This is a genomic window from Terriglobia bacterium, from assembly GCA_020072815.1.
In the GTDB taxonomy this organism is placed as follows: Bacteria; Acidobacteriota; Terriglobia; order Terriglobales; family Acidobacteriaceae; genus Angelobacter.
Genome location: JAIQGE010000019.1, coordinates 21134 through 47860 on the forward strand (window position 1 = coordinate 21134; position 26727 = coordinate 47860).

The window sequence follows — 26727 nt, forward strand, 5'->3', positions numbered from 1 at the left end:
GTCAGTTCTTCGCTGAGATCTGCGTTCATCTCGCCGCGCCGGAAGAGGAGATGACCGCCGCAGCCGGCGCCGCCGGTTTTTCGCGCACCAGAATGGGCAATCGCGGGAAAGAGAATGTGCCGCCGGCGTCGTCAATCACGTTGACCTGGCAGGTGTACAAACCTGGTTTGAGTTGCGCCAGGGGTACATCAAACTGGAACACCGCGGCCTTGCGGTCCGGCGCCGTCAACTCGCGGGCTTCAATCAGCGGCGTTTCATAGGTCTTTATTTTGCCGTTGAAGAACTCAATGCTGGTGAGCACATGGATGGGATTCTTCACCGCGGGGGCTTTGCTCTTGGCGTCAGCCGGTGCAGGCGATTTGTCTTTGGCCGGTTCGTACACTTCATAGAAAAGATAGAGATGCTGGTCTGCCGTAAACACGTGGGCGATGTTGGGGACCAACTCGTTGCCGTCGCGCACCAGCGGATTCCGGGACTTCTTCGCATTGGGCTGGATCTGGCTGGCCAGCACCACGGAACTCATCTTGAGCGGCGCTTTCCTGATGTCCGGGACGGTATAGTCGGTTTCAAACGATCCCATTCTTCCTGACTGGTTTTCCCGCACCACGAATTTGAAATGATATTTGCCCGGGAACAAAAGGAATCCGGTGCTGTACTGCACGTTCTTGCGCCGCACTTCCTGCGATGCGTCGAGTGAAAGTTTCACGGTCTCGCGCACGCTGCCGACGGGGCGCTTCAGTTCGTCCACCACCGCGCCGATGATGTCCAGTGACGCCTTGTCTTTGTCGCCGCCTTTGGTGAACGGAATCTGCGATCCCGGCACCACCAGCGCCACCGGCACGTAAAAGCGCCGGTCGTCGAGGCGGAAGTATGAAGCTGCCATGTACAGCGCCACGTCCGTGCTGGAAAGCTCCGCGGCCAGCTCTTCTTCCATCTGCTGTTCTTTGTCTTCGGCGTTGAAGTGCTGGAAGTCCTTGGGCGCGTAATAGCCTTTGCGGAATTCAATGTTCAAACCCGGACGGTTGATCTTGACCTGTATGCGGCGGTACTTGCCATCTTTCAGCGGATTGCTGCTCTTGAATCCGAGCACGTAGTACGCCGAGGTGTCTCGCTGCACGCGATCGAAAACCGTGCCCAGGTCATTGGTGTCCAGGAAGGCCTTGCCTCCGGTGTCCGCTGCCAGGGTGGTGAGGGTTTCCTGGCTGGCGAAGTTGGCGTCCAACTGGTTCTGTACCGCTGCGCCGGAATACATGGCGGTGCCGCGCAGGCTGGCGGTTGACGCGGAGCCTCCAGGGGGCATGGCTTCCAGGCCGCGTGAGTCCATCGTATAGATGGCCACGTCCGCCTTCACCGCGGCGTTGATGGCCGCGCGCAACGCCGATTCGTTCTCAATCCCCGTCTGCGTCATGCCGCTGGAGAAGTAGATGACCGATTTCTTCTGATTGAACTTGGCCAGCACCTGGCAGATGGACTGCAGAGCCTGCAGCTTGCGGTCGGTGTTGAACTGGTTGTACTCGGTTTCGTCCGGCGTGTAGGCGTTGCCGCTTTCTTCAATGCCGTCGGCGTCGCCGGTGGGCCCGGCGTCCATGCCCTGGCCTTCCGAGTGCGTGAACCGGTTCAGCACGCGCAGAAGGCGGGAGCGGTCGGCAGTGAAGTCCTGGTCCAGGCGCAAAGACGACGCCAGCGACACAATGGCGATCATGTCCGCGGCGGTCATCTTGGTCTGGACGTATTTGCGCGCGGCGTCCACGGAGCGCTGGGTCTCGTCCGGCCCCAGGGAACTGAGATCAAAAAAGAGGACGATCACCCGCTTGTTGTTCAACGCTTCTTCCGCGTCTTTGCGGCTCAGGATGGGTTTGGCCGGGGCTTCGTTTACGGACGTCTGCGCTGGGCCGCCCGTAGTCAGTGGCGCGGTATCAAGACTTTCAAAATCGAAGCTGGAGACCTGCTGCGGCTTGCCGTCTTCCAGCAGGGTGAAGTCTTCTTTCTTGAGTCCCATCACCGGCTGGCCTTGCTTGTCGCGTACGACCACGTTCACCAGAACCAAATCGCTTTCCACCCGGAATTTGAGCAGTCCCTGTGAGCTTCTGGGCGGCTGCGGCTGTTGGGTTGTTGAAGAAGAAGTCTGGGCGCCGGATGGCGCTGCGGCCAGTGCGGCGACTATTCCCGCTGCAACCAGTTGCCGCCAACGCGCGAATTCCGTTCTCAATTCCATAGACCTAGAACCTGTACCGCGCGGAGAGCTGGGCTTTGCGCATGGAGCCCGCGCCCACGACCTGTCCAAAGGTCGGCGAGCCGAAGGTGGAGTCAATCGAGGTGAAGCGAACGATGTTGAAAACGTTGGTCGCCGTCAGCCGCACTTCCAGCGCCTGCATTTCTTTCACCTGAATATTTTTCGAGAGCGACATGTCCGCGCTCACCGTTCCCGGCCCAATGATGATGTTGCGTCCTGCGTCGCCAAAGACGCGGGTTGGCGAAGTGAACGCCGCGGTGTTGAACCATTCTCCAATGGATGGGTTGTTCAACTTGATCGCTTGGCCCGGCGCCAGATCAGGCCGGGTGGCGCCGGTGGTCCCGCGTCCCAGGTCAGACGCGCTGCCAAAGACGCGCGGCGAAAAGGGAAGTCCCGATGCCAGCATCACGTTGCCGCTCACGGCAATTCCGCTGAAAGCTTTTTGCGCCCAGCCGTCTTTATGCAGCCATTTCTGTTCTTTGCCGAAAGGCAGTTGGTAGATGTAGTCGGCGGAGAAACGGTGCCGCTGGTCAAAGCTGGAGAGGCCGCGTTCGGCGGCGATGTCCAGATCGTTCTGTGCCACCACCGCCGCGCCTCCGCCGATGGAGGAGGCATTGTCAATGGACTTGGAGTAGGTATAGGTCCCGCCCAGCGAGAAGCCGTGGCGCATGCGTTTGCGCACACGCAGGCTACCGGAATGCAAAATGGACGAGCCTTGCGACGATTCAAACAAGAACGGCGCAACGCAAGACGTGCCCGCCGGCGTGAGCGGCGTGCAGGGAACAAAGCGCGGTCCGCCCGTGGCCAGCTGGTCCGGCGCGCGCACAATGTCCAGGTGCGTTCCTTTAGAACCGGTGTAGCCGATATTGATCACCAGGCTGGTCTTCACTTCCTGCTGGATGTTCAAGTTCCACGACTGCACGTACGCCAGCCGGTAGTCGGGGTCCACAGCGTAACTGTTGGTGATGTGGTTGGGGCTTATGACGGGCGCAGGGAAGCCGTTCTGCAGCGTGAGCGACGTAGGCGTCGCCGCAGGATTGGTTTGGGCCACGGCGAACGGCGGCTGGAAGCCGAGCTGCGTCGCCATTTGCCCGTACTGGCCAAGGTTGTAGTTGATCCCGTATCCGGCGCGGACCACAGTTTTGGGAAATGGCTTCCACGCAATGCCCACGCGTGGCGCAAAGTTGTTGCGGTCCGGCCGCAACAGGCCTTGGGGAAACCGCTTGCCGGTAATCGGGCCGGTCTGGCCGGGCTGGACAGGGGCCACCGCGCTGAAGTCGGACGCCACGTCCAGGTTCACCTGCTGGCCGTTCAATTCTGAAAACGGCAGGATGAATTCATAGCGCAGCCCCAGGTTCAACGTGAGGTTTTTGCCGGCGCGCCAGTTGTCCTGGAGAAAAAGATCGAAGGAGTTGGAACGGAAACGGTAATCTTCGGCGCCAAACTGGATGGACGTTTCCTGGGCAAAGCCCGCCAGAAAGTCCGCAAAAGGCTGGCCGGTGGCCGCGCCGGTGAAGATGAACGTTCCGCGCGCGTTGGCGGCATTGCGGGTGTCCAGCATCTGGCGGCGGAAGTCGCCGCCCCAGGTCCAGGAATGCTTGCCGTGCGTCAGACTCATGGAATCGCTGACGCTGAATGTCTGGTTGGTGCGGAATTGCGGCGTTAGGTCCTGCAGGCTGCTGAATTCCGGCGCGAAGCTCAGCGTGGGCAGGCCGAAGTCCGCGGGCAACTGCGAAACCCCGGTGATTCCCAACTGGCCTTCAATATTATTGCTGTTGGTGAAGTGGTTGAGGGTCTGCGCGCCGGCGCGGTTGTAGTTGAAGCGCAGAGAATTGATGAACAAGCCCTTCACCGCGGAGTGGCCGACGTTGAAATTGTAATTGTGGATCGCCTGGTTGCCGCCCAGCCCGGGGAACGGATTCAATACGGTATTGCGAATGTTGTTGTAAACAAATCCGCCGCTGATGCTTTGCGACCAATGCGTCTTCTCCTGCTTCTTGCCGGCACTTTGTTGCTGCCGCTGCTGCTGGCGTTGCTGTGCGCGTATGCCCAGAGCGCCCAGGAGTCCTTGGTCGGCGCCAAAGCTGTGATTGAAACGCACGAACGCCGTGTCCGAGTGGCTGGGGCTGGCGGAGACAAAATGAAAGTTCCTGACGTCGCCGGGAAGATTGGGCTCAGGAATGAAATTCAGGATCTGGGCCGCGGCGGGATTGATGTTCGCCACCTGGAAAGTCTGGAAATTGCCGGAGCGTTCGGCCAGCGTGGGCACGGTGGAGAAAACGTCGTAAGGATTGGTGCTGCGGCTGCCAGTGTAGCTGCCGAACAAAAATGTCTTGGCGCCGCCGTGGTAGATGTGGGGAATGTTCAGCGGTCCGCCGAGCGTGACGCCAAAGCGGTTCTGGTTGTAGTCGGCTTTGTTTTCCGGCTGGCCGTTCAGTGAGTACGGCTTGGCGTCCAGGAGCGAGCCACCGTAATTGAAGAAGATGGAGCCATGCGGTTTGTTCACGTTGAAGCCGCGACCGCCGCGTCCACCACGGCCTCCTCCTCCGCCGGGGCCTCCACCCATGATGAAGACCATCGGCCCGCCACCGCCCATGCCACCGCCGCCGAAGCCGCCTCCGCCGAGGATTTGGATGTTGGCGGTGCCGCCGCCAAAGTTGATGGCGCCGCTTCCGCCACCCTGCTGCTGCAGTTGTTCGCGAAGATCGGAGATTCGGTCCTGCATTTCGCCGGGATCAAACATGTTCTGTTCCGCGCGTCCCATGGACCCGGAGACGGCCACCGATTCGTTGCCGCCTTCCGCCGCCAGTCCGGCGTTGGGCAATCCGGCGCCGGCCAGAGAAGCCGCGTCAGTGTTGGCGGAAGAGAATCCGCCTCCCAGATCGCCGCCACCGGAGAGCGCCAGTTGCTGCATGCCCTGGCGTCCGGCGGCGCTCATCTGCTGCGCAACTTGCTGTCCTTGCTCCTGATCTTCTTTCTGCACACGCGAAAGCAAAATCATGGCCAGGTCAGCTTTGCCCGCGCGGTTCTGCTCGTTGATGACGATCTCCTGGGTCACCGGCGCAAACGCCGAGAACTCCGCCTTGACCACGTAACGGCCTTTACCGCCAACGGAGATTTTGAAACTGCCGTCCACTTCCGTGGACGTGATGTATCGCTTGCCGGTAAGAGTGTTGGCCGCGCTGACGGTCACGCCAGGAAGCGGAATGTTGCCGGACTTGACGGTGCCGGAGATTTCGCCATACGCCGTTGACGGGCTGGCCGCGGACGGCGCCTGCGCGGGCGATGATGACGATGAAGGAGCCTGCGTTGCGGGTGGCCCAGGCTGCGGCGCTGGCGAAGAGTGCGATGCTGGCGTTGGTCCTGGTTCTTGCGCAATCACGCGCACGGGCAGGAGCAGCAGCGCGAATCCCAAAAGAACCAAGAAACCGTTAAACCACTGTTGGCAAATCTTCATCTTGATGGGTTGATCTTGAACTCTAGTTGTTGGGCGGACCCTCGCTTGCGGGTTTGCCTGCGTCCGGCTTTTTCTGCTGCGGCTGGCCGCCTTCGCCGCCGATCACCATGGTCCGCCTCCGCGGGTCGCCAACATTCAACGTCTGCGGAACAAAGATGGCGTTCTTCAACTCTCCGCGTCCAAACACGAAGTCGCCGACCTTGATGTCCGGCAGCGTGATGCTTTCCCGGCCTTTCCTGAATGAAGTGTTTTCGTCCACTTCAATGTCCTGGGTCTGGCCGTCAGGGCGGGCGATGGTCAGCTTGGTTTCGTTGATGGCCTTGACTTCGCCGGCGATGAACTTCTTGCCCATATCTTCGGGCTTGAACTGCTCGCCCGGTCCTCCGCGGCCGCCAGGCCCGCCGAACATCATGCCTCCACCGCCCTGGCGCATTCTTTCCACGGCCTCCGGCGGGACCACGCTCACCAGCAGCGCCTGCATGGTTTTTTCTTTGAGTTCGCCGCGGGCAAAGACCAGGTCATCATTTTTGATTTCGCTGAACGCGATGGGTTCACGCGCTTTGAGGACGCGTGTGCTGTCGCCGACTTTGATCGTAATTGGATCGCCGCCGGTCACCGGTGCGACCACCAGCGAGTCCTTGCTGACCGACGTAACTTTCCCTACGACGTTGTCTCCGGGAGGAAAGTTCCTGCGCCCGCCTTCCGGGCCTTGTGCCTGAACGCCGGCAAGACCCATGCTCAGCAGCGTGGCCAACAGCAAAGTTTTTTTCGTCTTCACGAGCATCTTCATCCCAATTTCCTCATCCCAATTTCCTCAATCCAGGTTCCTCAACCGGGATTTGATTTGACCTGAAGTCACGACCGGGCTGCAGGAAAAAACGACGACCGCCAGTCGAGAAAGGTGAGTTCCACTCGAGGCGAACAACCTTGACTGCGAGTATAGCCAGCCTTCATCCAAGACTACGCGTTAAGAAGGATCAAGGCTGTCAAAACCGCGTAAAAACTCGATTCGGCAGAGCATGGCTGGTTTACGGCTTTTTCTCGCTGGGCATGGCGGCCGCAGGGGCAGCCGCTTGGGCCACGATGAGCTTGGCATTGGCCGTCCCTATCAACCCGGTGCTGTCATCGCGGACCGCCAGCCGCAGGCGATAGCTGCCCGCCGGCAAGTCAAACGCTAACTGGCAGGGAAAGATGGTCCTCATGGCCCTGATGTAAGTGTCCTGCTTCAAGGCGGCGTCCACGGTCTGCGCCGCGGTCTTCACCAACTGGCCGGTGTCCGAGTACGCCTGCACGGCGCAATCCACTTTGGCATGGTGCAGACCGTCACTGGGGACTTCAAAGCTGATGGCGTGGGGATCAACGCCGAAATTTACCATCACCTTGTTCTGCGTCGCGTCCGAGGGGGCGATCACGCCGGCCTTGAACGTCAGCGCCGTGGCCACCGGAGAATTCAGGCTGAGCGCCTCTCCCAAAATAATTGCCTGCCGTTTCGGGTTGTGCTCGGCGAAAGTCTTGGGGTCTACGGCGTAGTATCCCAGCCGGTGGCGCAGCTTTACGCCGGGACGGTCTAACTTGACCTGGATCTTCCGGAACTTGCCGTTCCAATCCTTGTTCTCAGGATAGTACGCCAGGATGTAATAGGTGGAACCGTCATCCATGCTGCGGCGCATGGCGCCGTCCAGGTCATTGCTATTGTAGAAAGCCTTGCCTCCGGTCCGCTCCGCCAGGTCTTCCATGGTGCCGTGGGAGTCGGTGACCACGGCTGATTCAGCGCTGAGCACGGAACCCATCCGCCCCGGCCGCGCGCCCACTGACCGTCCGAACTTGTCGCGGCCGGTGCTGGCGGCGCTGAACGTTGATGAGGTCCACAGCCCGCGGGCGTCAATGGGATAGACGGCCACCTGGGCATCAATCAGCGCGTCCGCTGCTGCGGCAACCTCTGAGGCGTAGTTGCGGGTGCCGGCCATGATGTCGCCAGTGAGTTCCGTGTTGGGATTGATGGTGAGAGGGAATGCTTCTGACACCCAAAGCAGGTTCTTGCGGCCGGGATATCCGGCCAGCAGGCGGGAAAGCGCCGTCAAGGCGCTCAGGGTGATGGCCTTGCGGACGTCGGTCTGCACCGCCTCCTCTTCCTGCTCAAACTGCATGATGGATTGCACCATTTGCGCGGGAAGTGCCCCGGCGTCCACCGCGCCGGCCGGAAGAATCTCCTGCTCCGGGCCGCCCGTGGGGTTGGCCAGCAGCGGCGAGGTGCGGCTCTTGAGCTTGCTGATCACCTCTTTCAACACCGCCGGATCGGTGGTGAAATCCTGCAGCAGAGCCAGCCGCGTGCCCAGGGTATACACCGCCACCGGCCGGCCTTCCGGCATTTTCTGCAGGAAGCGGATCATCTGGTCGCGCGCGTACGTCTGGTTGGGCGTGAGGGTGTTCAACGCGTCCAGCAAAACTACATTGAGCGCGTTGTTGGGGTTGTAAGAGGGAGCGTTGGTGTAAACATTCTCCGGCAGCTTGGCCGGCGCCGGGGCTGGCGCCGCATTGGCGGCGACAGGCGCTGGTTGCTGGAAATTGAAGACCCGGACCTTCTGTTCCTTACCGTCTTCCAGCACTTTGAAGTCGGACTGCTTCAGGTCGGCGACCGGCTCGCCTTTCTTGTCCACGGCCACCACGTCCACCACCACCAGACGGGTGACGGCCTTGAGTACGGTGGCAGATTCGTAAACCGGGGCGGCGTTTTGCTTTTGCGCCGGCGCCGGGCCCTGGGCAGGCGCAGGTGACGGCGAAGCAGTCTGTGCGGGTGGCGGGGCTTGCTGCGGCGCAGCCCCCGCGGACTGAGCTTGATGGCTAGCGGACAACAAAGGGACGACAAAGAGTGCGAGGAGATACGACCGCGCGCGAAGACTGGTCATGGGGGAGCTCCCGAATCAGTAGGATGGTATCAGGTTTCCGCTGTTTTCGTTGTTAGTCTTATGGCTTGACTGCCGTTAGTTACTTCCTAGGTTAAGGCTGGCCGGATGGCGGAAGCATCACAGTTCGATGAATCATCCTTCGTGATTAAGGCGATGAACGTCTGCCTAAAGGCCCGCGATTCGCAAGCGACTCGCTGGACGCTGATACGGGCGGTGGGCCAGTCAAACTGACCCGCTACCCCGCGCTCTTCTGTGAAGACACGCGCCGCGTTTAAGAGTTACAATTTCCAGTTTCGCATCGCGCTGTTGTTCCAAGCTGACAGCCATGGAGGCACCTGTGGACGACCTGCCTGAAAAGAAGAAGCCCAACAAGACCAAGAAGACCTCATCCTCAAACGGCCCCGGAGTCTCGCGGCGTGACTTCCTGAAGATTTCCGGCGTCACCGCGGCCGTGCCGCTGGTGGCGCAAGCCACGGCGCTGGCGGAAGCGGAAGCCGGCGTCGCCGTGCACGGACCGGGCAAGGTCCCGGTATCGCTCAGCGTGAACGGCAAAAAGCTGAACGCGCAACTGGAGCCACGGGTCACCCTGCTGGACGCACTGCGCGACCAGTTTGACCTCACCGGCGCCAAGCGCGTGTGCGACCGCGGCACCTGCGGAGCGTGCACCATACTGATGGATGGCAAGACGGTTTATGCCTGTTCCATTCTGGCCATTGACGCTCAGGGCAAGGCCATTACCACGGTGGAAGGCCTGGGCGAGCCCGGGAAACTCCATCCCATCCAGCAGGCTTTTGTGGACCATGACGCGCAGCAATGCGGGTTCTGCACCCCGGGATTCGTCATGGCGACCAAGGCTTTTCTTGAGCAGCATCCTAATCCCACGCCGGAGCAGATCAAGACCGGCCTGGGCGGAAACTTCTGCCGCTGCGGTACCTACGCCGGCATGCGGGCTGCGGTAATGCAGGCAGCCAAAGCCGGGAAAGGAGCCTGATCATGGCCGACGAAACTACCAAATACTCTTGGCCCGCAGCGGAAAAACGCACGCTGATCGGCAAGCGCGTTTCGCGCGTGGACGGCCCGGACAAAGTCTCCGGCCGCGCCAAATACACCTATGACGTTCATCGCCCCGGCATGTTGTACGGCAAAGTGGTGCGCTGCCCTTACGCCCATGCCAAAGTCGTAAGCATTGATACGTCCGCAGCGGAGAAGTTCCCGGGCGTGGCTGCGGTGCACGTGATTCAAGGCCCTGGATCAGAGATTCACTGGGCAGGCGACGACATTGTCGTCGTGGCTGCCGCCGATGAAAACGTGGCGGCGGACGCTGCCCGCTTAATCAAGATTGAGTATGAAAAGCTGCCGCACTGGGTAGATGACCATTCTCATCCGGATAATGTCGCGGCGGACACCGGGCCCATGGCCCTGGGCGACCTTGTCGGATTGTTCCGCAACCAGGTGCCAGAGCCGCAGATCATCGAACGCGTCAAGAGCCGGGGCATCAGCTTTGCGGTCAGCGAAGACATGCTGGCCCAGATGCGGGAGAACCACATCGGCGAAGACCTGATCAAGACGCTGCAGTCGTCGCCCGTCAAGCCGGCGGCAGAGAAGACCGCGTCGCACTACAGGAAGGAAGACGAACGCACGGAAGGCGATCCGGATGCCGGCTTCAAAGATTCAGAAGTCATCTCCGAGGGCGTGTACGGCTGCCCGACGATCACCCATTGCTGCATGGAAAGCCACGGTTCCATCGCCGAGTGGGAGAACGATGATCACCTCTTTGTCCATCTTTCCACGCAAAACGTTTCCGGCGTTTCCAACGAATATGCCGGCGCGCTGAAGATTTCCGCGGCCAACGTGCGCGTGCATCAGGACCACGTGGGCGGAGGCTTCGGTAGCAAGTTCGGGGCCGATCGCTGGGGAATTTACACGGCGCAGGTTTCCAAAAAGGCCGGCGGCAAGCCGGTGCGCGTAATGCTGGAGCGCGACGCGGAACTCACCTTGGCCGGCGCGCGGCCCTCGGCGTTTGCGCGGGTGAAAGTCGGCGCCAAAAAAGACGGCACGCTGCTGGCCTGGCAATCTGATTCCTGGGGCACCGGAGGTCCGGGCGGCGGCGGCGCTCCGCCTATGCCGTACGTCGTGAGAATTCCCAACCAGCGCAAGAACCACGTGGCCGTGCTGACCAATACCGGGCCGGCGCGCGCGTGGCGGGCGCCCAACCATCCGCAAGGCTGCTTGATCACCATGGCTGCAATTGAAGACTTGGCCGCCAAGCTCAACATGGACCCGCTGGACTTGATGCTGAAGAACATCCAACTGACGGCGCCGCCGACCAATCCGTTCCATCGCGATGAGACCTATCGCGACGAACTGCTGATTGCGGCTGATCTGATCGGCTGGAAGAAGAATTGGCGTCCTCGCGGACAGAACGGATCAGGCCCGGTCAAGCGTGGGCTGGGTCTGGCCATACACACCTGGGGCGGCGGCGGGCATCCCAGCGCTTGCTCGTTCAGCATTCGTCCGGACGGTTCGGTGGGACTCAAGATGGGCACGCAGGACCTGGGCACCGGGACCCGCACGGCCATCATGATGATTGCCGCGGACACGCTGGGGCTTAAGTTGGAGCAGATCAATTTAAAGATCGGCGACACCCAATATCCTGCGTCCGGCGGCTCCGGCGGCAGCACCACGATTGGCGGCGTGAGCTCATCCACTCGCCGCGCTGCGGTGGACGCCCGCGACCAGCTCTTCGCCAAAGTCGCATCGGCGCTCAAGGCCAAGCCGGGCGAACTGGAAGCGGTGAATGGGACCATCCGCGTGGCATCGGCCCCCGCGCGCAAGCTGACGTGGAAGGAAGCATGCATGCGCCTGGGCACGCAGCCGATTGAGGTGACCGACAAGAACAAAGTCGGGCAGATCGATCCCAACGATCCCACCAAACGGCTGACGGAAGAACTCATCAGCAGCGGCGTGGGCGGCGCGGTGATGGCCGATGTTTCGGTGGACGTGGAAACCGGCATCGTCAAAATGAACAAGATGGTGTGCGCGCAGGATTGCGGCCTGGTCATCAACCTCAAAACTGCGGAGAGCCAGGTTTACGGCGCCATGATTATGAGCATCGCTACCGCACTTTATGAAGAGCGCGTCATGGACCCCGTCACCGGCATCATGCTCAACCCCAACATGGATTTCTACCGGCTGGCCGGCATCGGCGACGTGGGCGAGCTGGTGGTGCACATGATGACCGGCAAGGGATACGACGAGCGCGGGCCCATCGGCCTGGGCGAACCACCGACCGTGGGACCCATGGCCGCCATTTCCAATGCCGTGGCCAACGCCATCGGCGTGCGCGTGCCGTTCATGCCGATTACGCCGGACCGCGTTATCGCGGCGCTTAACCAATCAGGAGGCAGCCATGCGAGCGTTTGATTACGCATCTCCCGCCAAGCAAGAAGAAGCCCTGGCGCTGCTGGGCGAAAGCTGGGGCGAAGTTGAAGTCCTGGCCGGCGGCAGCGACTTGTTGTCCTTGATGAAGGATGAAATCGTCACGCCCAAGCGCCTGGTGAACATCAAAGGCATCCAGGAACTGCATGGCGTGCACATGGGGAAGGACATGTTGACCATCGGCGCGCTGACCACGCTGGCGGAGATCGCCGGCAACGCCGAGGTGAAGCAGAACTTTCCCGTGCTGGCGATGGCCGCTGGAGAAGCTGCCAGCCCGCAGATCCGCAACGTGGCCACCCTGGGCGGCAACCTCTGCCAGAGGCCGCGCTGCTGGTACTTCCGCACCGGTCACGGGCTGTTTGCGCAACAAGACGGCAAGTCGCTGGTGCTGGAAGGCGACAACCGCTATCACGCGATTCTTGGCAACAACGGCCCCGCTTACTGGGTGAGTCCATCCACCGTGGCTCCCGTGCTAATCGCCTACGGGGCCATCGTGCACATTCAGCGCGAGCGGCTCATGCGCGAGCTCCCGCTGGAGAAGTTCTTCATGGTCCCGGAGATCGAAGGCGACCGGGAGCACAATCTGCGGCCGGACGAGATCGTCACCGGCGTCTCCATTCCGATGACGGCACCCAATGTCCGCGCCGGGCACTATGAAGTCCGCCAGAAAGAAGCCTTTGACTGGCCCTACGCGACTGCAGCCGTCGCGCTGACGATGAACGCCAGCACGGTGCAGAACGCCAAGATCGTGATGGGACACGTTGCGCCGGTGCCGTGGGTATCGCTTGAAGCCGCACAAGTCTTGATGGGCAAAGCCGTCACGCAGGCCACAGCCGAAGAGGCCGCACAGACGTCCGTCATGAGGGCCAAGAGCCTGGGACACAACCAACACAAGATCCACCTTGCCCGAGTTGCCGTGAAGCGGGCCATTCTGGCAGCAGCAGGGGCCACGGCAAAACACGCCGGTGTGTCGCGCAATGGGGCCGAAGGAGGCGCCGCATGAACAAGATTTCTGACCGCTTTAACACTGATCGCCCTGGCCTGTGCTCGGCGTTGCATTGGAAGAGCCAGTACGTGTGGATCGACCAGGACCCCAGCGTGCCGCGCTCCGGCGACGGCCTGTTCTGGTGCGCCCTGACCCAGACCTGCATTGGTCCGGACAACCAGCTGGCCGAGCCGGGCAACTGCTGCTCCGGCGAACGCGGCTGCCATTGCGGCGCCAGCAAGTAAAGACCGTTCGCCGCAGAGCTGCGCTGATCACCGCGAATCGGGAAAGGCTTGCAGTTCCCGACAAGGGCTTGCCAATCGGGATTACAATATTGGGCAGGAGTTCCCCCATGCGTAAGATTGATTTCCTCTCCTTGTTGCTCTCGTTTTCTCTGGTGTGTGTTTCCGCGTTTGCACTGCAAGCGCCGGCTCCCCAAATCAAAGGACAATACCTGGAGACGCGCAGCGCCGACGTCTACGTGGGCCAGTGCTTCGCCAACGGCGAAGTCAATCTCACGGGCAATGAAGCCATCGTGGCCTGGCACGTGACGGAAGGGAAGTGGGACGGCGTTTCGCTCGCCGGGCTGACCGTGGTCGGCGCCATCAAAGCGCGCGCCACGCTGGGTGATCCTTACAACTCGCCGTATCCCGCCAAGTCCGTTCTCTTTGTGGACCAGCGGGCCACGGCGCAACAGCGCCAGGCGCTGATCAACTTTGCCCAGGAGATGGGCGGCGAACTGCTGCACAACGTGGTCCACGTGGTGGACACGCAGATTGACATGGAAGTGCTGGCGGGCCACGACAGCCGCGCCAGATTGCAGGCCGGGAATTTCGTTACCGTGGAGACCCGGGCCATCGGCGAGAAAGACCACCTGTGCGGCAATGAGAGCACCTTGTATCCGCCGTTGACGCGCACCACGCACGCCATGCCCGCCGTGGCCATGACCGATCAGTATCGCGGCAACGATCTCAACATTGTGTGGGAACTCCACAACAAGCGCAGCGCGTTTGTGGGCACGTTCGCGCGGTAGCTTAGTTAGCCTTGAACAGGAAGGCTGTTACGGAGCGGCCTTGCTATTCCTTAAGAGGACTTAGCCTTCCTCTATTTATTCTTGTTTATTCTTATTGTGACGGGGAGCATGAGAGTGTGAGAATACCTTGTCACTCAAATAAGTCGTTTAGTCTCTTGAAGGAGAACTATGCGTATCGCTTATCGTTTTTGGGCCATGGTCCTATGCGTAAGTTTGACCAGCTATGTCGCTTTTTCCGAATCAGAAGGAAATAGCTGGCACAAGGTCCGTTACAACGGTGGAACACTGCAAACCAAGGTGGATCCCAAGGACTGGGACAACCAGCTCACAGTCACCTCAGACTCGATCACGTTGAAGTTGAAAGATGAGCAGCAGGTTGTGATACCCGCAAAGTCGGTCACCGGCCTGAGTTACGGCCAGGAAGCCCACCGCCGAGTGGGTACCATGATTGCCCTGGGCGTTCTGATTACGCCGCTGGCCCTTTTTGGGTTGATGCACAAGACCCGTTTGCATTTCATTGGCATCGAGTACAGCACGGTTGACGGGAAAAAAGCGGGCCTGCTGCTGCAAGGAGACAAAAGCAACTACCGGGCGATTCTGACTGCGCTGGAGGGAGCGACAGGGGCGCCTCTGTCAGTCTCCGAAAAAGACCGTGAGTACGTGCCTGGATTGACCAATACCAAGGTCGTGAAGGAGAAAGAAAAGGAGCCGAGCACGGAGGCGTCTGGTTCGACCGCGGCAGAGAACGGAACGGTCTCCGTAAAATCTACGCCGGACGGAGCCGACGTCGCAGCCGACGGCAATTTTGTGGGCAACTCTCCGGCTTCGTTGAAGCTCAGTGCCGGCAAGCACACGGTTAAGGTATCGCTTGCGGGTTACAAGGACTGGACGCGCGAGATTACTGTGAATGCCGGATCAGAGGTGCAATTGAACGCAACACTGGAAAAGCAATAGCTGGGAATCACACTCTTAAGCCTTGGTAGCGAGTAGGCCGCCGTACAAGGCGGCCTACTTTGTTTGCACAGTTGTAGGCATCTAGCCGCTAGCCGTTAGCGCGATCACAAATGTTAACCGCAACACTTGATCTTGATCTGCGTGAATCAGTGTAATCAGTGTCATCAGCGGTAAGGTTTCCCGCTAGTGCGCTGACCTCTTCAGCAACTCCTCCAAATGATTTCCCCAAATCGCCGGCCAGGTGTGCGTTCCGTGGCCGCGGGTTTCGTCGGTGATGGGCAGCAGCACGAACTTGCCGTTCTTCACCTGCTGTATGTCTTTCTCCAGGATCTTCAGCTCGGGCGGATTGATCTGGTCATCGGCGGAGTTCACGGCCGTAAGCGGCGTGGCGATTTTGCCGAGCTGCGGCTCAGGGTTGTAGTTCCGCGACGCGTCAAAGTAATAAATCATGTCGTTGGCGTCCGTGGTCTTCATGCGCGCGGCGATGAAGTCTTCCAGGAACTTGTCGGCCTGTTCGCGCGTGGGAAGTTCTTTTTGCATGCGCAGCGGCGCGCTGCCCATCATTAGCAGAATATCCAGCGCGGCGGCCAGGCCGTGCGGCGGCTGCTTGTACTCGCCGTTGTTCCAGTCAGGCGAGGTGCGGATGGCGTCCATGATCATGCGGCGGGTCATGCGGTTGCGTCCGGCAATCTCCACGGGGAGACTGGCCAGCGGCATGGCGGCGTCCATGAAGTCCGGATGCTGTTCCGCCCACAGCCAGGTGTGCATGCCGCCCATGGACGTGCCCATCACCAGCCGCAGATGGTCCACGCCCAGGCCTTGGGTCAGCAGGCGATACTGCAGCTCGATCATGTCGTCATATTCGTAATGCGGGAAGCGCATGTGCATGCCGTCACTGGGCTTGCTGGATTCGCCGTGGCCCACGTTGTCGGGCAGCACGATGAAATATTTTGTGGCGTCCAGAAGTTGTCCAGGTCCGAACAGCACGCCGGCGAAGTTGGGCGAAAGGAACTGGCGTCCGCTGCCGCCGGTGCCGTGCAGCACCAGCACAGCGTTGCGCACACGGCCACTCGCGTCTTTTTGCGGCGTGCCCAGCGTGTAGTAATGCAGCTTGACTTCACCCAGCTTCTCTCCGGATTTGAATTGAAAATCTTTTACGACGAAGTTGCCCGGCGTGGGCGCGGGGTAGTCAGCAGCGTGAAGGCACGCGGCTGCAAGCGCGATGAGGAGTCCCAAAACGGGAAAGCGAGTTTTCATCTCAATCTCCTAAGAACGGAAAAGACTAACTCATGCAAGGCTGCAAGGAAAGCCGCTTCGACAATGTTCATGCGCTTTGCAGCGCCGCAAGCGGAGCAGAGTTGGACTTGCCCGAGTCGGTTTCCAATAAATCGTTACACGATATTTGTTTTCCCGCCTGCGTAACTCCGCCGTTGTCCCGGACTCGATGAATGGCACAGGGCCCCATTCACACAGTTTGATCTCTACTTCCGGAGAAAAAGGTTCCTTATGAAACAGAATCGTGCTTTCACAATGATCGCGGGGCTGGCAGCAATCCTGTTGTTTGCCCTCGGCGCCTTTGCTCAATCCAGCAACGGAAACACCGTTCGACCCCTGAACGTCAACCAAACCGAAGGATTTGCTCAAGGCACACTCCTGGTGTTTACGTATTTCCAGAATTTCGATTGTATCCACGAGCCGTTTGACGACCTTGATCACAACGGACAAGTAGCAGCGGTGGACGCCAACGAATTTCAACGGCCCATCTGCGCGGTGGGACGCGAAGCGTCGCTTGATCCGACCGGTGGACCAATCAAGAACACCCTGAAGCTGTATGTGATCGCGCCGTTTTTTGGCAACGACACGAATATCAACGATGCCTTCACCCCGGCCCTGGGACAAGCGCTGATCGGCTTGTTTGGGTTCATTCCAGAGGCCTTTAAGACCCATCCCACCGTACCGGTGCAATGCCCCGAGCCTGGCCTGCCAGTGACCCAGCACACCGGCATGCCCAGCACCTGCACCATGCACACCATGCAGACTGATCTGGGTCCCGTGCTGGCCAAGCTCGGCAAGGTCCCGCCCAACACCAGCGTGATTGTGCCCACACTCAATCACAGCCACATCATTGACGGCAAACATTTCGGGCCGGTGTGGTGGGAGGTAATCTCGGTGCTGGTGACCGACCCCAGCGCGTGGCCCAGCGCCGACGGGACCACCGGCATCAACTCCCTGGACGCCTTGCGTGCCGCGCAAGCCGCGGGTAAGGCCGCCCCGGACCAGCCAACCAACTTCTTCCTGTTCTTTGATTCCCAACCGGAGACGCACAACTAACTTGCTGCCTTTGCCCTCATGGGCGCGCGAACCACGCGCCCATGACCTTTTTCACGGCATCGGTGAAAAGGGGCCTGCAACCACGGTTCTCCTTCAAACGCGTTTGGCAAAACCGGCCCTGCGGCTATAATGGCCAGCCATTCTTAATCGCAAGGAGCCGCCAATGCTGGACCGCAGAAAGTTTCTGGCCGTTTGCTCGAGCCTGGGACTCACGTCAACTTTGCTGCCCGGCGTTCTCTGGGCCATCGCTGAAGACAAGCCCAAGATCACGCGCGAGATGATTGACAACGCGGCGGCCATCGCCGACGTGAAGATCAGCGATGAATACAAAGACATGATGCTGGAGGACCTGAACGGTTTCAAAGAGAGCTTTGACGCGATCTACGGCCTGCACATGAAGAATGAGGTGGCACCGTCAGTGATGTTTGATCCTGTGCTGCCAGGGATGAAGTTTGAGACCGAGCGGCGTCCGCTGAAAATGTCGGCGTCGGCCGGCGCAGGCGGCGTCCCCAAGAACCTGGAAGACGCGGCGTTTTATTCCGTGCGCCAGCTGGCTGATCTGGTGCGGACCAAGAAGGTTTCTTCTTCGGCGCTGACGGAGATGTATCTGGAGCGGCTCAAGCGTTACGATCCCACGCTGCACTTTGTCATCACCTTGACGGAAGATCGCGCCAAAGCCCAAGCGAAGGAAGCCGACCGCGAGATTGCCGCAGGAAAATATCGCGGGCCGCTGCACGGACTCCCCTGGGGCGCCAAAGACCTGCTGGCGGTGAAGGGCTACCGCACCACATGGGGCGCAGGTGGGTTCGAAGACCAGAAGTTTGACGAAGACGCCACGGTGGTCAAGCGGTTGGACGAAGCCGGCGCCGTGCTGGTGGCCAAACTCACGCTGGGCGCTCTGGCGCTGGGCGACAAATGGTTCGGCGGGATGACGCGCAATCCCTGGAATACCAAACAAGGGTCGTCGGGGTCTTCGGCCGGGTCGGCGTCGGCCACGGCGGCGGGCTGCGTGGCGTTTGCTATTGGCTCGGAAACGCTGGGATCGATTTCATCGCCATCCACGCGCTGCGGCGTCACCGGCTTGCGGCCGACGTTTGGTCTGGTCCCGCGCACCGGGGCCATGGCCCTCTCCTGGACCATGGACAAGCTTGGCCCGCTCTGCCGCGCCGCAGAAGACTGCGCGCTGGTGCTGAGCGCCATTTACGGCCCGGACGGACGCGATCGCACGGTGCACAACGCCGCGTTCAACTGGGACGCCGGCGTGGACTGGCGCAAGCTGAAAATCGGCTACCTGAACAAGGATTTTGAGCTTCCGTCGCCACCGACTCCGCCCGCGGAGCCGCCGAAAGAAGAAAAAGATCTTTCGCCGGAAGAGAAGAAGAAGCGCGACGAGGACGCCGCCAATCGCGCGATGGGCCGCGCCCGTCGCGAGTATGACCACAAGTACGATGAAGCGGCGCTGGCCAAGTTGCGCGCCATGGGCGTGAACCTGATTCCGCTGGAGTTGCCTAAGTTGCCGTATGGAGCCATGCGGTCCATGCTGGAAGCCGAAGCAGCGGCGGCGTTTGACGAGTTGACCCGCTCCGGCCGCGACAAGCTGCTCACCGCACAAACCAAAGACGATTGGCCCAACACCTTTCGTACCGCGCGGTTGATCCCCGCGGTGGAATACATTCAAGCCAGCCGGGCGCGCACCCTGGCCATGGAACAGACGGCCAAGGTCTTTGAGCAGGTGGATGTGATCGTGGCGCCCACGCAGAGCACGCAGTTGCTGGTCACCAATCTGACCGGGCATCCGGCGCTGATTCTGCCTAACGGCTTCCGCGGCGATGACGCGCCCAAAGCGCGCGTCCGCGAGAATGGAGAAGTGGACCCTGGCGGTCCGGGAACGCCTGTAAGCCTGACCTTCCTGGGCAATCTTTATGGCGAAGCCAAGCTGCTGGCCGTGGCCAAGGCCTACCAGGATGCAACGGGTTTCCACTTGAAGCGCCCGAAACTGGAGGCTGGACTGTAAATGAGGCGAAAGATGAAAATGGGTACACCAAGAGAATGAGAATTTCCTTAGCACCGCATATTCGAAGCATGTTCCAATAATAGGAATTGTGCATTTCTACGGATACAAAGGTTCTGATTTTGTGTTGAATAGACGGTAATCATCGCAGTTTTCGCTCGGGGCTGGAATCACCAGCCTGACGGGGTTCTGCTGAAGTCTGCGGTAAAGGTTTTTTTTGGAGCCAAACGAAGAAAACAAATCTGGAGGAAATAAGACATGAGGATCACTCTGCGTGTAGTGTTGTTGGCGGCGATGTTGTGTGGCGCGGCTGCGAGTTCCTTTGCCGGTGGCCCTGGACCTGTACCGCCCCCGACAGAGCCGCCAAGCGCGGTTCGTTAGAATTTTATTGTTGAAGGGCCAGCACAAAGTTTAGGCTTGTTGCGTTGCCCTCAACGATAACAAGCTGGCTTTGGGAAATAATCCAATGGCTTTCGCTGCCGCTGCTCGGCTGCCTGGCAATTGTTCTTGTCCGGCGAAAGCTCTATCGTGATTTTGCTTTGTTTTTTGCCTATGTTCTCATTGTGTGCTTGATTGGTTTGGTGCGCTTTGCGGTTTACAGGGAATTTTCCGCGAAGATATATTTTCGCGTCTATTGGGTTTCGGATTTTCTAATTTATCTTGCCGCTCTTCTGGCGATTTATGAGACGTTCCTGCGACGGCTGTTCCCCCGCGCACTCAAAGTGCGGTTTTTTCGCTATCTTTTTCCCGCAGTTACTGCGTTTGTCTTCCTTCTTACGTTTCTAACCGCCCTCGATTCTCACAATAGACGTGCTGTTCTCTTTATCACTTCGCGGACCCTGGACTTCCTGTGCTCGGCGGTGATCGCTTTTTTCGTTCTGCTGCTTCTGGTCATGGGAAGGCGGCTTTCACGGATCGAATTCAATGTTGCCTTGGGGTTCGGAATACAGGCTGCCGTGGTCCTGGTTTCAGCGGCGCTGACCACGCGAGCTGACTACACTGCGAACGCCTTCGCGCGCTTCGAGCCGGTTTCCTACGACATTGCCTGCCTGATCTGGCTCATCACTTTCTGGAAGGCTGAACAGCCTGCGCCGGTCTCATCGGACAATCGGATTTCCCCGGAGATGGTGGAACAAGCCAGAGGCTGGGAGTCATCGCTCAAGGATTTCTTCCGTTCAAAAAAACCGAAGTTGTAAGCCGGAAAAACTTAGAGGCTCTGCGTCAGCGCGTCCTGCAGGCTGGAGAACTTGAGGATGGCCAGGTTGTCGGCTTTGCTCTTGAGCAGTTCATAGGCAGGGACCAGGCTGGAGGACATCATTTCCTGCAGTTCGGTGATGCGGGCCGTGGACAGCAGCGGAATGGCGATGATCAGCAAGGCTTTCCATCCATACAGCACCGCCAGCCCTAACAGCGTATACAAACGAACGTGGACGCCGGCATCAATCATCTCCTGCGCCAGTGAGCCGATGAGCTGGTTGCCGTTGTTCAACTGGCTGTAACCCAGGCGTTGCAGCAGCGCGGCGTTGTGGGTCATGCGCCGCAGGCAGTCAATGCACCGCTGAACGCGCCGGCGCTGAAGTTCGGCCAGCTCTTTGGGCGTACCCTGAAAAGGCGTGGCCGCGGGCGCAGGCCCGGACACATCATTCAGGACGTCAAGATTGACGGGAAGAAAAGACGGGATCAACTCGCCCAGCTCAACCGGGAGCGAGCGCCGCTCGCGAAAGTTGACGATGGCGGTAAAAAAGAACAGCAGGAGAAGCCCTGCTGCCAAACCGATCCATACTAGAAATAAGGCGTCGTGCATTTTTCCGTCCGGAAGAACTACGTTGAAGACTCTACCTTTCTGGAGAATCAAGGTCAACGCAAAACCGAGGTCCGGAAAACTTTCGTCATCGCCTGTTGCCGGTTAAGGGAATCCTAATCTTGGCCGTCACGGCAACAGGGAGAATGGCTATGATTTCAATGGCTTGCGGCCTTGTCCTCGGCTTCTCCCGGCGGCGCCAGAATGATGGCCGGAACCTCCTGTTTGCGCACGGCGTCGTCATAAGCGGGTACATCGGTAGTTAGGATCAGCTTCCATTTGGCCAGCTGTTCGTCGAGCTGTCTGCTGAGCATGTCATACACATCATAGGAAGCTTGCGTAGGGGCCGAATCCGCGCTTCCTACTACTCCGCCTAGCGCAACCAAATAGTTGTTGAGCCGGATTGGATAGTTCAACACGTCCTGGTTGCTCTTGGCTTTGGTCTGGACCAGGACTTCTTCTACTTCGGTCATTTTCTTGTCCAGTTGTTTGCCGGCGTCGGCGACGGCTTTGGCCTGGGGCTGGCCTTCCAGGCGTTTGTTGAGCGCGGTGATCTGCGCGCGGATGTCGCGAATCTGGTTGATGGTGTCATGCGCTTGGGTGACGGCGTAGCGGATCTTGATCAGCAGATCAAACTGCTTCTCCAGGTCCTGTTGCGAAACTTGCAGCCGCGGGTCAGGGACGATCTCCAGCGGCGCCGTGTACTGCTTGCCTTTCACGGTGATGCGGACTTGATACGCGCCCGGTAGGGCTTCCGGCCCGTCCGTGTTGCCGGCCCACAGCGGCGAGCGCGGCACGCGGCTGGCGCCTTCGTATTGCAGGTCCCAAACAAATCGGTTCAGGCCGGCTTCTGTGGGAAGTCCGCGCGGAGGCGGACGAAAGCCACCTTCGTCGTCCGCTGCTTCTTCACCCGGCTGGCGCTTGGGCGGATACTTGCGGACCACCTGGCCTTTCTGGTCCAGGATTTCCAGCGTGATCAGCGGAGCTTTTGCCGAATCGGAGTCAGCCGCAGCGCCTTCAGGCTTTGCGGGACTTGCCGGCGCGGCGGCAGCAGCGGGTTTTTCTGCGGAGGGAGTTGCATCGGCGGGCTTTTTGCCGCCATCGGCCTTCAACGCTGTCTTGAGCGAGTAGTAAATCACCGCGCCGGAAGGTGGATTTTGTCCGGAGTTCGGCCCGCCGCCGAAGAAGCCTCCGCCAAATTGCGTGTGGTTGGCGGGGCTGGGCGCGTAAAGATGAACGTCTTCACTGGCTAGCTCAGGTTTGTACTGCTGCAGCGGAGCGATGTCATCCAGAATCCAGAAGGAGCGGCCGTGCGTGGCCGCGACAACATCATTGTTATGGGTAACCAGGTCCCACACCGGCGCCGGAGGCAGGTTGTTCTGCAACGCCTGCCAGTTGCCGCCATCGTCAAAGGAGACGAAGACACCTTTTTCTGTCGCCGCGTACAGGAGACCTTTGCGTTTTTTGTCTTCGCGCACAGCGTGGACGTAGGCTTCCGCGGGGATGCCGTTGGTGATGCTGGTCCAGGTCTTGCCGAAATCGCCGGTCTTGAAGGCGTACGGCGCAGAGTCATCCATCCGGTGGCGCTCCACCGCGACGTACGCGGTGCCGGCGTCATATTTTGACGCTTCAATCATGCTCACCGTGCCCCACTCCGGCATGTTTTTGGGCGTGACGTCGGACCAATTCTTGCCGCCGTCGGTGGTCACCTGGATGAGCCCGTCGTCTGAGCCGGTCCAGATCATGTCTTTCTGCAGCGGCGATTCGGTCACTGCAAAAATCGTGTCGTAGACTTCCACACCGGTGTTGTCTTTGGTGATGGGACCGCCGGAAGCCACCTGCTTGCTCTTGTCGTTGCGCGTAAGGTCCGGGCTGATGATCTGCCAGTGCACGCCTTCGTCGGTGGTCTTGAACAGGACCTGGGCGGCGAAATACAGAGTCTTGGGATCGTGCTGGGAAAAGACGATGGGCTCGGTCCACTGAAAGCGGTATTTCTGGTCAGCGGCGGCGGCGCCGATGGGGTTGATGGGCCAAGGCGTGACGTTCTGTTCCTGGCCGGTGTGATGATCATAGCGGGTGATGTCACCGCCGTAGGAACCGGCATAAACAATCTCCGGGTCGCGCGGATCAGGAGCAATGTAACCGCTCTCTCCGCCGCCCACGGCATGCCAACTGGCGCGGCCAATGCCGCCTTGCGACGCGCTGGCAATGGCGACGGACGAATTGTCCTGCTGCGAGCCGTACAGCCAGTAAGGAAACCGATTGTCGGTTACCACATGGTAGAACTGCGCTGTTGGCTGGTTGTCCTGGCCGGTCCAACTGGCGCCGCCGTTGGTGCTTACGTTGGCGCCGCCGTCGTTGGATTCGATCATGCGATTGGCATCGTTGGGATCAATCCACAGCCCGTGGTTGTCGCCGTGCGGTACGCGAATCGGACGAAAACTCCTGCCGCCATCATTGGAGCGGAACATTCCGGTGTTGAGCACGTACACGCCGTCAGCGGAATGGGGATCAGCGAAGACGTGCGTGTAGTAAAACGCGCGCTGGCGATATTGGCGATCGCTGTTGGCCAACGTCCAGGAGTCGCCGCCGTCGTCGGAGCGGAACAGGCCGCCTTTGTCAGCTTCGATCAAAGCCCACACGCGGTTGCCGCTGTAGCTCACGGCCACGCCGATCCTGCCGATGGGGCCGTCAGGCAATCCGTGTCCGCTGAGATGTTTCCAGGTTGAGCCGCCGTCAGTGCTGCGATACAGGCCGCTGCCGGGGCCGCCGCTGTCCATGCCCCAGGGCGAGCGGCGCGCCTGCCACAAGCCGGCAAAAATGGTGTTGGCATTGTTGGGATCAAAAGCCAGATCAATGCCGCCGGTGTTTTCGTCTTTGAACAGTACCTTGGCCCAGGTTTTGCCGCCGTCAGTGGTGCGGAAGATGCCGCGTTCGGGGTTTGGACCGAAGGGATGTCCCAGCGCGGCCACCAGAACAACATCAGGATTTTTGGGATGAACAATGAGCCTGCCGATGGCCCGGGTGTCGCGCAGGCCAACGAAAGTCCACGTCTTGCCCGCATCGGTGGATTTGTAAACGCCGTTGCCGGAGACGATGTTGCCGCGGATGCAGGCTTCGCCGGTGCCGGCATAGATCACGTTGGGGTCAGAGGGCGCGACGGCGATCGCGCCAATCGAAGGCGACATGTCTTTCATCTTGTCGGTCACGGGACGCCAGGTCAGGCCGCCGTCAGTGCTCTTCCACACGCCGCCAGCCACGCTGCCAAAGTAGTACGTGTGCGCGTCGCCCACCACCCCGCTTACGGCCAGGGCGCGTCCGCCACGATATGGCCCAACCAGCCGCCATGTGAGCCCGTGCCAGGGCCCCTTGGGCTCTTCTTCTTTTTCTGCTGCTTCTTCACCGGCGGGAGCGGCCTGCGTGGCTTCGGCTTTGGCCTTTTCGGCTTTCTCCGCAGCCGGAGACGTCTTGGCAGGTTCCTTGCGCTGCTTGGGGCTAGTCTTCTTATCCTGCTGGGGCGCTGCAGCCTGGAGCGAGGCTGGACCGAAAAGGGCTGCGCCGATCAGCGCGAATGTCAAAACCAGCGGCAGGCCGCATTTGAAGACGTAGTTAGAGCAACGCATGGAAAAAGTCCTCCGGGAGGCAAGGATGTGCGCGATTTTTTGAACCGCATATCCTAACACTTGATCCGTCGAACTCCCCGGGTAAGGACCGCAGTTTGGCTTGATGTACCAATACATTGGGCAGGTTTCGTTTCCGCCGCGCGACAGCGTTTTGTTGCCGCCGACCTCCGAATAGGGGACCGTTGCGGGCTCCAGGACGAAACGAAGTGAATTATTCTGCAGACAGTGCCAAAACGGAACCCTCCCCCAAAACCCTTTCTTCCTCAAGCCCGCTCCGCCCCGGGCCGCATGATTGTTAAAAGTAGTCGGAGGAATGCCAGCCAAACCTAAAGTACCTGGATAACAGCAAGTTAGGAGCGATTGATTAAGACATTCTAACCGTGTTGACTCCTGGTTGGAACTTGCAGTACTTTCTTGCCCGCGTTCGGGTCGTACGGGGAGACATTCTCGTACGATCTGGCGCAAACGGTTTTCCTTCCCGTCCACCTTTGGCAGACAGCTCCCAATCGTCTGCAGTACGGCTGAGTTCACAAATCCACAAATTCTCGAGAAAAGAATTGCTAGGAGGAACTCGCATGGCGAGTCGGAAATTTCCCTTTTTGACGCTTACCCTTGCAGTGCTGTTCATGGCCGGAATGGCATTTGCGCAAACCGATCCCGGAGTTCGCGGTGGCGCGGCCGGCGCCGGCGGGCCGCTGGCTTCTGTAGCCGCCAACAACCCTGCAGGAAGCTTGGCGTTCTTCAACCAGACCCTGGCCACCTTTAGAGAGGTGGACTCGGTTTCCGGAACCATCGAGGCTGGTTCCGGTCTGGGACCGCGCTTCAACTCCCGAAGCTGCGCGTTCTGCCATGCCCAACCCGCCACCGGCGGCAGCAGCCCATCGGTCAACCCGCAAGTGACGGATGCCACTGCTGACGGCGCCAAGAACACTATCCCGACGTTCATCACAGCCAGCGGCCCGGTGCGCGAAGCCCGGTTCCCGTTCTTCTTTGATCAGTTCGGCAACCCTGACTTCAACAACCCGAACGGCGGCGTGGAAGACCTGTTCACCATCACGGGTCGAACCGACGCCGGCACTTGCAGTCTGCAACAGCCCAGCTTTGCCCAGGCCCAGGCCGTGGGCAACATCATTTTCCGCATTCCCACGCCGACCTTTGGCACGGGCCTGATGGAAAACATTGATGAGACCACGCTGTTGAACAATGCCGCCGCCAACTCCGGCTCGTTCGGCACCGGCGGCACGTTCAACCGCAACGGAAATGACGGCACCATCACCCGTTTCGGCTGGAAGGCGCAGAACAAATCGCTGCTGATCTTTGCCGGTGAGGCCTACAACGTGGAACAAGGCGTGAGCAACGAAGTGTTCACCCAGGAGCGCCCGCTTCCGGGCGAAGGCCAGACGACCGGTCTGCCGGCGAACTGCAAGATCAATGCCACGCCGGAAGACATCACGCACTTCAACGCCACCAACCTGGAAACGTCGAGCGATGCGGTGCAATTTGCCATCTTCATGCGCTTGACGGCCCCGCCGACTCCTTCCACCACCGTACCGGGTGGCGCAACGTCCATTGCGAATGGCCGCGCCGTATTCACGGCCATTGGCTGCGCCGCTTGCCACACCGTGTCGCTGACCACCGCGGCGTCCAACGTCACTCCGAGTTTGGGCAACGCCACGGCCAACCTGTTCAGTGATTTGGAAATCCATCACATGGGTAACGGCCTGAATGACAACGTGGGTCAGGGCGGCGCCGGCGGCGACCAGTTCCGCTCGGCTCCGCTGTGGGGACTGGGACAGCGTATATTCTTCCTGCACGACGGCCGCACCAGCAACCTGATTACGGCCATTACCCAGCACGCCAGCAGCGGCTCGGAAGCCAACGGAGTCATCGCGAACTACAACGCGCTCTCCGCCACCAACAAGCAGAACCTGTTGAACTTCCTCCGCTCGTTGTAA

The 26727-nt window shown here is 60.0% G+C and carries 17 protein-coding genes; 10 read left to right on the forward strand and 7 right to left on the reverse strand.

The features are described 5' to 3' along the window. Positions 1-25 precede the first annotated feature (25 nt). From LAO20_19770 to LAO20_19785, 4 genes are all read right to left on the reverse strand, one after another. A complete protein-coding gene (locus LAO20_19770; GenBank protein ID MBZ5533675.1) occupies positions 26-2215 on the reverse strand; it encodes a VWA domain-containing protein in 2190 nt (729 codons plus the stop codon). A gap of 4 nt (positions 2216-2219) precedes the next feature. Further along, positions 2220-5690 carry a TonB-dependent receptor gene (locus tag LAO20_19775; GenBank protein MBZ5533676.1) on the reverse strand — a complete coding sequence of 1157 codons (3471 nt, stop codon included), beginning with the start codon at positions 5688-5690 and terminating at the stop codon, positions 2220-2222. 22 nt (positions 5691-5712) lie between these two features. Next, positions 5713-6480, reverse strand: a complete 768-nt coding sequence (locus LAO20_19780) for a DUF5666 domain-containing protein (GenBank protein MBZ5533677.1) — start codon at positions 6478-6480, stop codon at positions 5713-5715. 238 nt (positions 6481-6718) lie between these two features. Continuing rightward, complete coding sequence (locus LAO20_19785; protein ID MBZ5533678.1) at positions 6719-8596, reverse strand: VWA domain-containing protein; 1878 nt, start codon at positions 8594-8596, stop codon at positions 6719-6721. A gap of 325 nt (positions 8597-8921) precedes the next feature. Here LAO20_19785 and LAO20_19790 point away from each other — a divergent pair, with 325 nt between their 5' ends. From LAO20_19790 to LAO20_19815, 6 genes are all read left to right on the forward strand, one after another. Beyond that, entirely contained in the window at positions 8922-9587 is a 666-nt protein-coding gene (locus tag LAO20_19790; GenBank protein MBZ5533679.1) for a (2Fe-2S)-binding protein, read from the forward strand. Between the two features lie 2 nt (positions 9588-9589). After that, entirely contained in the window at positions 9590-12019 is a 2430-nt protein-coding gene (locus LAO20_19795; GenBank protein ID MBZ5533680.1) for a xanthine dehydrogenase family protein molybdopterin-binding subunit, read from the forward strand. Then, positions 12006-13037 carry an FAD binding domain-containing protein gene (locus LAO20_19800; GenBank protein ID MBZ5533681.1) on the forward strand — a complete coding sequence of 344 codons (1032 nt, stop codon included), beginning with the start codon at positions 12006-12008 and terminating at the stop codon, positions 13035-13037. The genes LAO20_19795 and LAO20_19800 overlap by 14 nt, the downstream gene beginning before the upstream one ends. Continuing rightward, entirely contained in the window at positions 13034-13264 is a 231-nt protein-coding gene (locus tag LAO20_19805; GenBank protein MBZ5533682.1) for a hypothetical protein, read from the forward strand. The genes LAO20_19800 and LAO20_19805 overlap by 4 nt, the downstream gene beginning before the upstream one ends. Before the next feature lie 107 nt (positions 13265-13371). Continuing rightward, on the forward strand, positions 13372-14052 hold the full coding sequence (locus LAO20_19810) for a DUF1326 domain-containing protein (protein ID MBZ5533683.1): 681 nt from the start codon (positions 13372-13374) through the stop codon (positions 14050-14052). Positions 14053-14220: 168 nt separating this feature from the next. Continuing rightward, positions 14221-15006, forward strand: a complete 786-nt coding sequence (locus LAO20_19815) for a PEGA domain-containing protein (protein MBZ5533684.1) — start codon at positions 14221-14223, stop codon at positions 15004-15006. Positions 15007-15189: 183 nt separating this feature from the next. Here LAO20_19815 and LAO20_19820 read toward each other — a convergent pair whose 3' ends face one another. Next, the gene (locus tag LAO20_19820; protein MBZ5533685.1) at positions 15190-16263 is read right to left on the reverse strand and encodes an alpha/beta fold hydrolase; all 1074 of its coding nucleotides are present in this window, start codon (positions 16261-16263) and stop codon (positions 15190-15192) included. Positions 16264-16512: 249 nt separating this feature from the next. Here LAO20_19820 and LAO20_19825 point away from each other — a divergent pair, with 249 nt between their 5' ends. The 3 genes from LAO20_19825 (at position 16513) to LAO20_19835 (ending at position 20544) form a co-directional block, all read left to right on the forward strand. Next, entirely contained in the window at positions 16513-17337 is an 825-nt protein-coding gene (locus LAO20_19825; GenBank protein MBZ5533686.1) for a hypothetical protein, read from the forward strand. Positions 17338-17500: 163 nt separating this feature from the next. Beyond that, complete coding sequence (locus LAO20_19830; protein MBZ5533687.1) at positions 17501-19351, forward strand: amidase; 1851 nt, start codon at positions 17501-17503, stop codon at positions 19349-19351. An 857-nt stretch (positions 19352-20208) separates the two neighbouring features. Next, positions 20209-20544, forward strand: coding sequence for a hypothetical protein (locus LAO20_19835; GenBank protein MBZ5533688.1), 336 nt, complete (start codon positions 20209-20211; stop codon positions 20542-20544). Positions 20545-20555: 11 nt separating this feature from the next. On the opposite strand, the gene LAO20_19840 is transcribed toward LAO20_19835, so the two are convergent. Together LAO20_19840 and LAO20_19845 are read right to left on the reverse strand one after the other, a co-directional pair. Continuing rightward, positions 20556-21152, reverse strand: a complete 597-nt coding sequence (locus LAO20_19840; GenBank protein ID MBZ5533689.1) for a hypothetical protein — start codon at positions 21150-21152, stop codon at positions 20556-20558. 155 nt (positions 21153-21307) lie between these two features. Further along, complete coding sequence (locus tag LAO20_19845; protein ID MBZ5533690.1) at positions 21308-24772, reverse strand: glycosyl hydrolase; 3465 nt, start codon at positions 24770-24772, stop codon at positions 21308-21310. 575 nt (positions 24773-25347) lie between these two features. Between LAO20_19845 and LAO20_19850 the strand changes: the two genes are divergently transcribed. Next, the gene (locus LAO20_19850) at positions 25348-26727 is read left to right on the forward strand and encodes a thiol oxidoreductase (GenBank protein ID MBZ5533691.1); all 1380 of its coding nucleotides are present in this window, start codon (positions 25348-25350) and stop codon (positions 26725-26727) included.

Excerpts from the sequence above, each read along its gene's own strand:
- LAO20_19800 (MBZ5533681.1), top strand. The coding sequence starts at position 12,006 with ATGCGAGCGTTTGATTACGCATCTCCCGCCAAGCAAGAAGAAGCCCTG.
- LAO20_19825 (MBZ5533686.1), top strand. The coding sequence starts at position 16,513 with ATGAAACAGAATCGTGCTTTCACAATGATCGCGGGGCTGGCAGCAATC.
- LAO20_19805 (MBZ5533682.1), top strand. The coding sequence starts at position 13,034 with ATGAACAAGATTTCTGACCGCTTTAACACTGATCGCCCTGGCCTGTGC.
- LAO20_19820 (MBZ5533685.1), bottom strand. The coding sequence starts at position 16,263 with ATGAAAACTCGCTTTCCCGTTTTGGGACTCCTCATCGCGCTTGCAGCC.
- LAO20_19815 (MBZ5533684.1), top strand. The coding sequence starts at position 14,221 with ATGCGTATCGCTTATCGTTTTTGGGCCATGGTCCTATGCGTAAGTTTG.
- LAO20_19840 (MBZ5533689.1), bottom strand. The coding sequence starts at position 21,152 with ATGCACGACGCCTTATTTCTAGTATGGATCGGTTTGGCAGCAGGGCTT.
- LAO20_19845 (MBZ5533690.1), bottom strand. The coding sequence starts at position 24,772 with ATGCGTTGCTCTAACTACGTCTTCAAATGCGGCCTGCCGCTGGTTTTG.
- LAO20_19785 (MBZ5533678.1), bottom strand. The coding sequence starts at position 8,596 with ATGACCAGTCTTCGCGCGCGGTCGTATCTCCTCGCACTCTTTGTCGTC.
- LAO20_19850 (MBZ5533691.1), top strand. The coding sequence starts at position 25,348 with ATGGCGAGTCGGAAATTTCCCTTTTTGACGCTTACCCTTGCAGTGCTG.
- LAO20_19770 (MBZ5533675.1), bottom strand. The coding sequence starts at position 2,215 with ATGGAATTGAGAACGGAATTCGCGCGTTGGCGGCAACTGGTTGCAGCG.
- LAO20_19795 (MBZ5533680.1), top strand. The coding sequence starts at position 9,590 with ATGGCCGACGAAACTACCAAATACTCTTGGCCCGCAGCGGAAAAACGC.
- LAO20_19790 (MBZ5533679.1), top strand. The coding sequence starts at position 8,922 with ATGGAGGCACCTGTGGACGACCTGCCTGAAAAGAAGAAGCCCAACAAG.
- LAO20_19780 (MBZ5533677.1), bottom strand. The coding sequence starts at position 6,480 with ATGAAGATGCTCGTGAAGACGAAAAAAACTTTGCTGTTGGCCACGCTG.
- LAO20_19775 (MBZ5533676.1), bottom strand. The coding sequence starts at position 5,690 with ATGAAGATTTGCCAACAGTGGTTTAACGGTTTCTTGGTTCTTTTGGGA.
- LAO20_19810 (MBZ5533683.1), top strand. The coding sequence starts at position 13,372 with ATGCGTAAGATTGATTTCCTCTCCTTGTTGCTCTCGTTTTCTCTGGTG.
- LAO20_19830 (MBZ5533687.1), top strand. The coding sequence starts at position 17,501 with ATGCTGGACCGCAGAAAGTTTCTGGCCGTTTGCTCGAGCCTGGGACTC.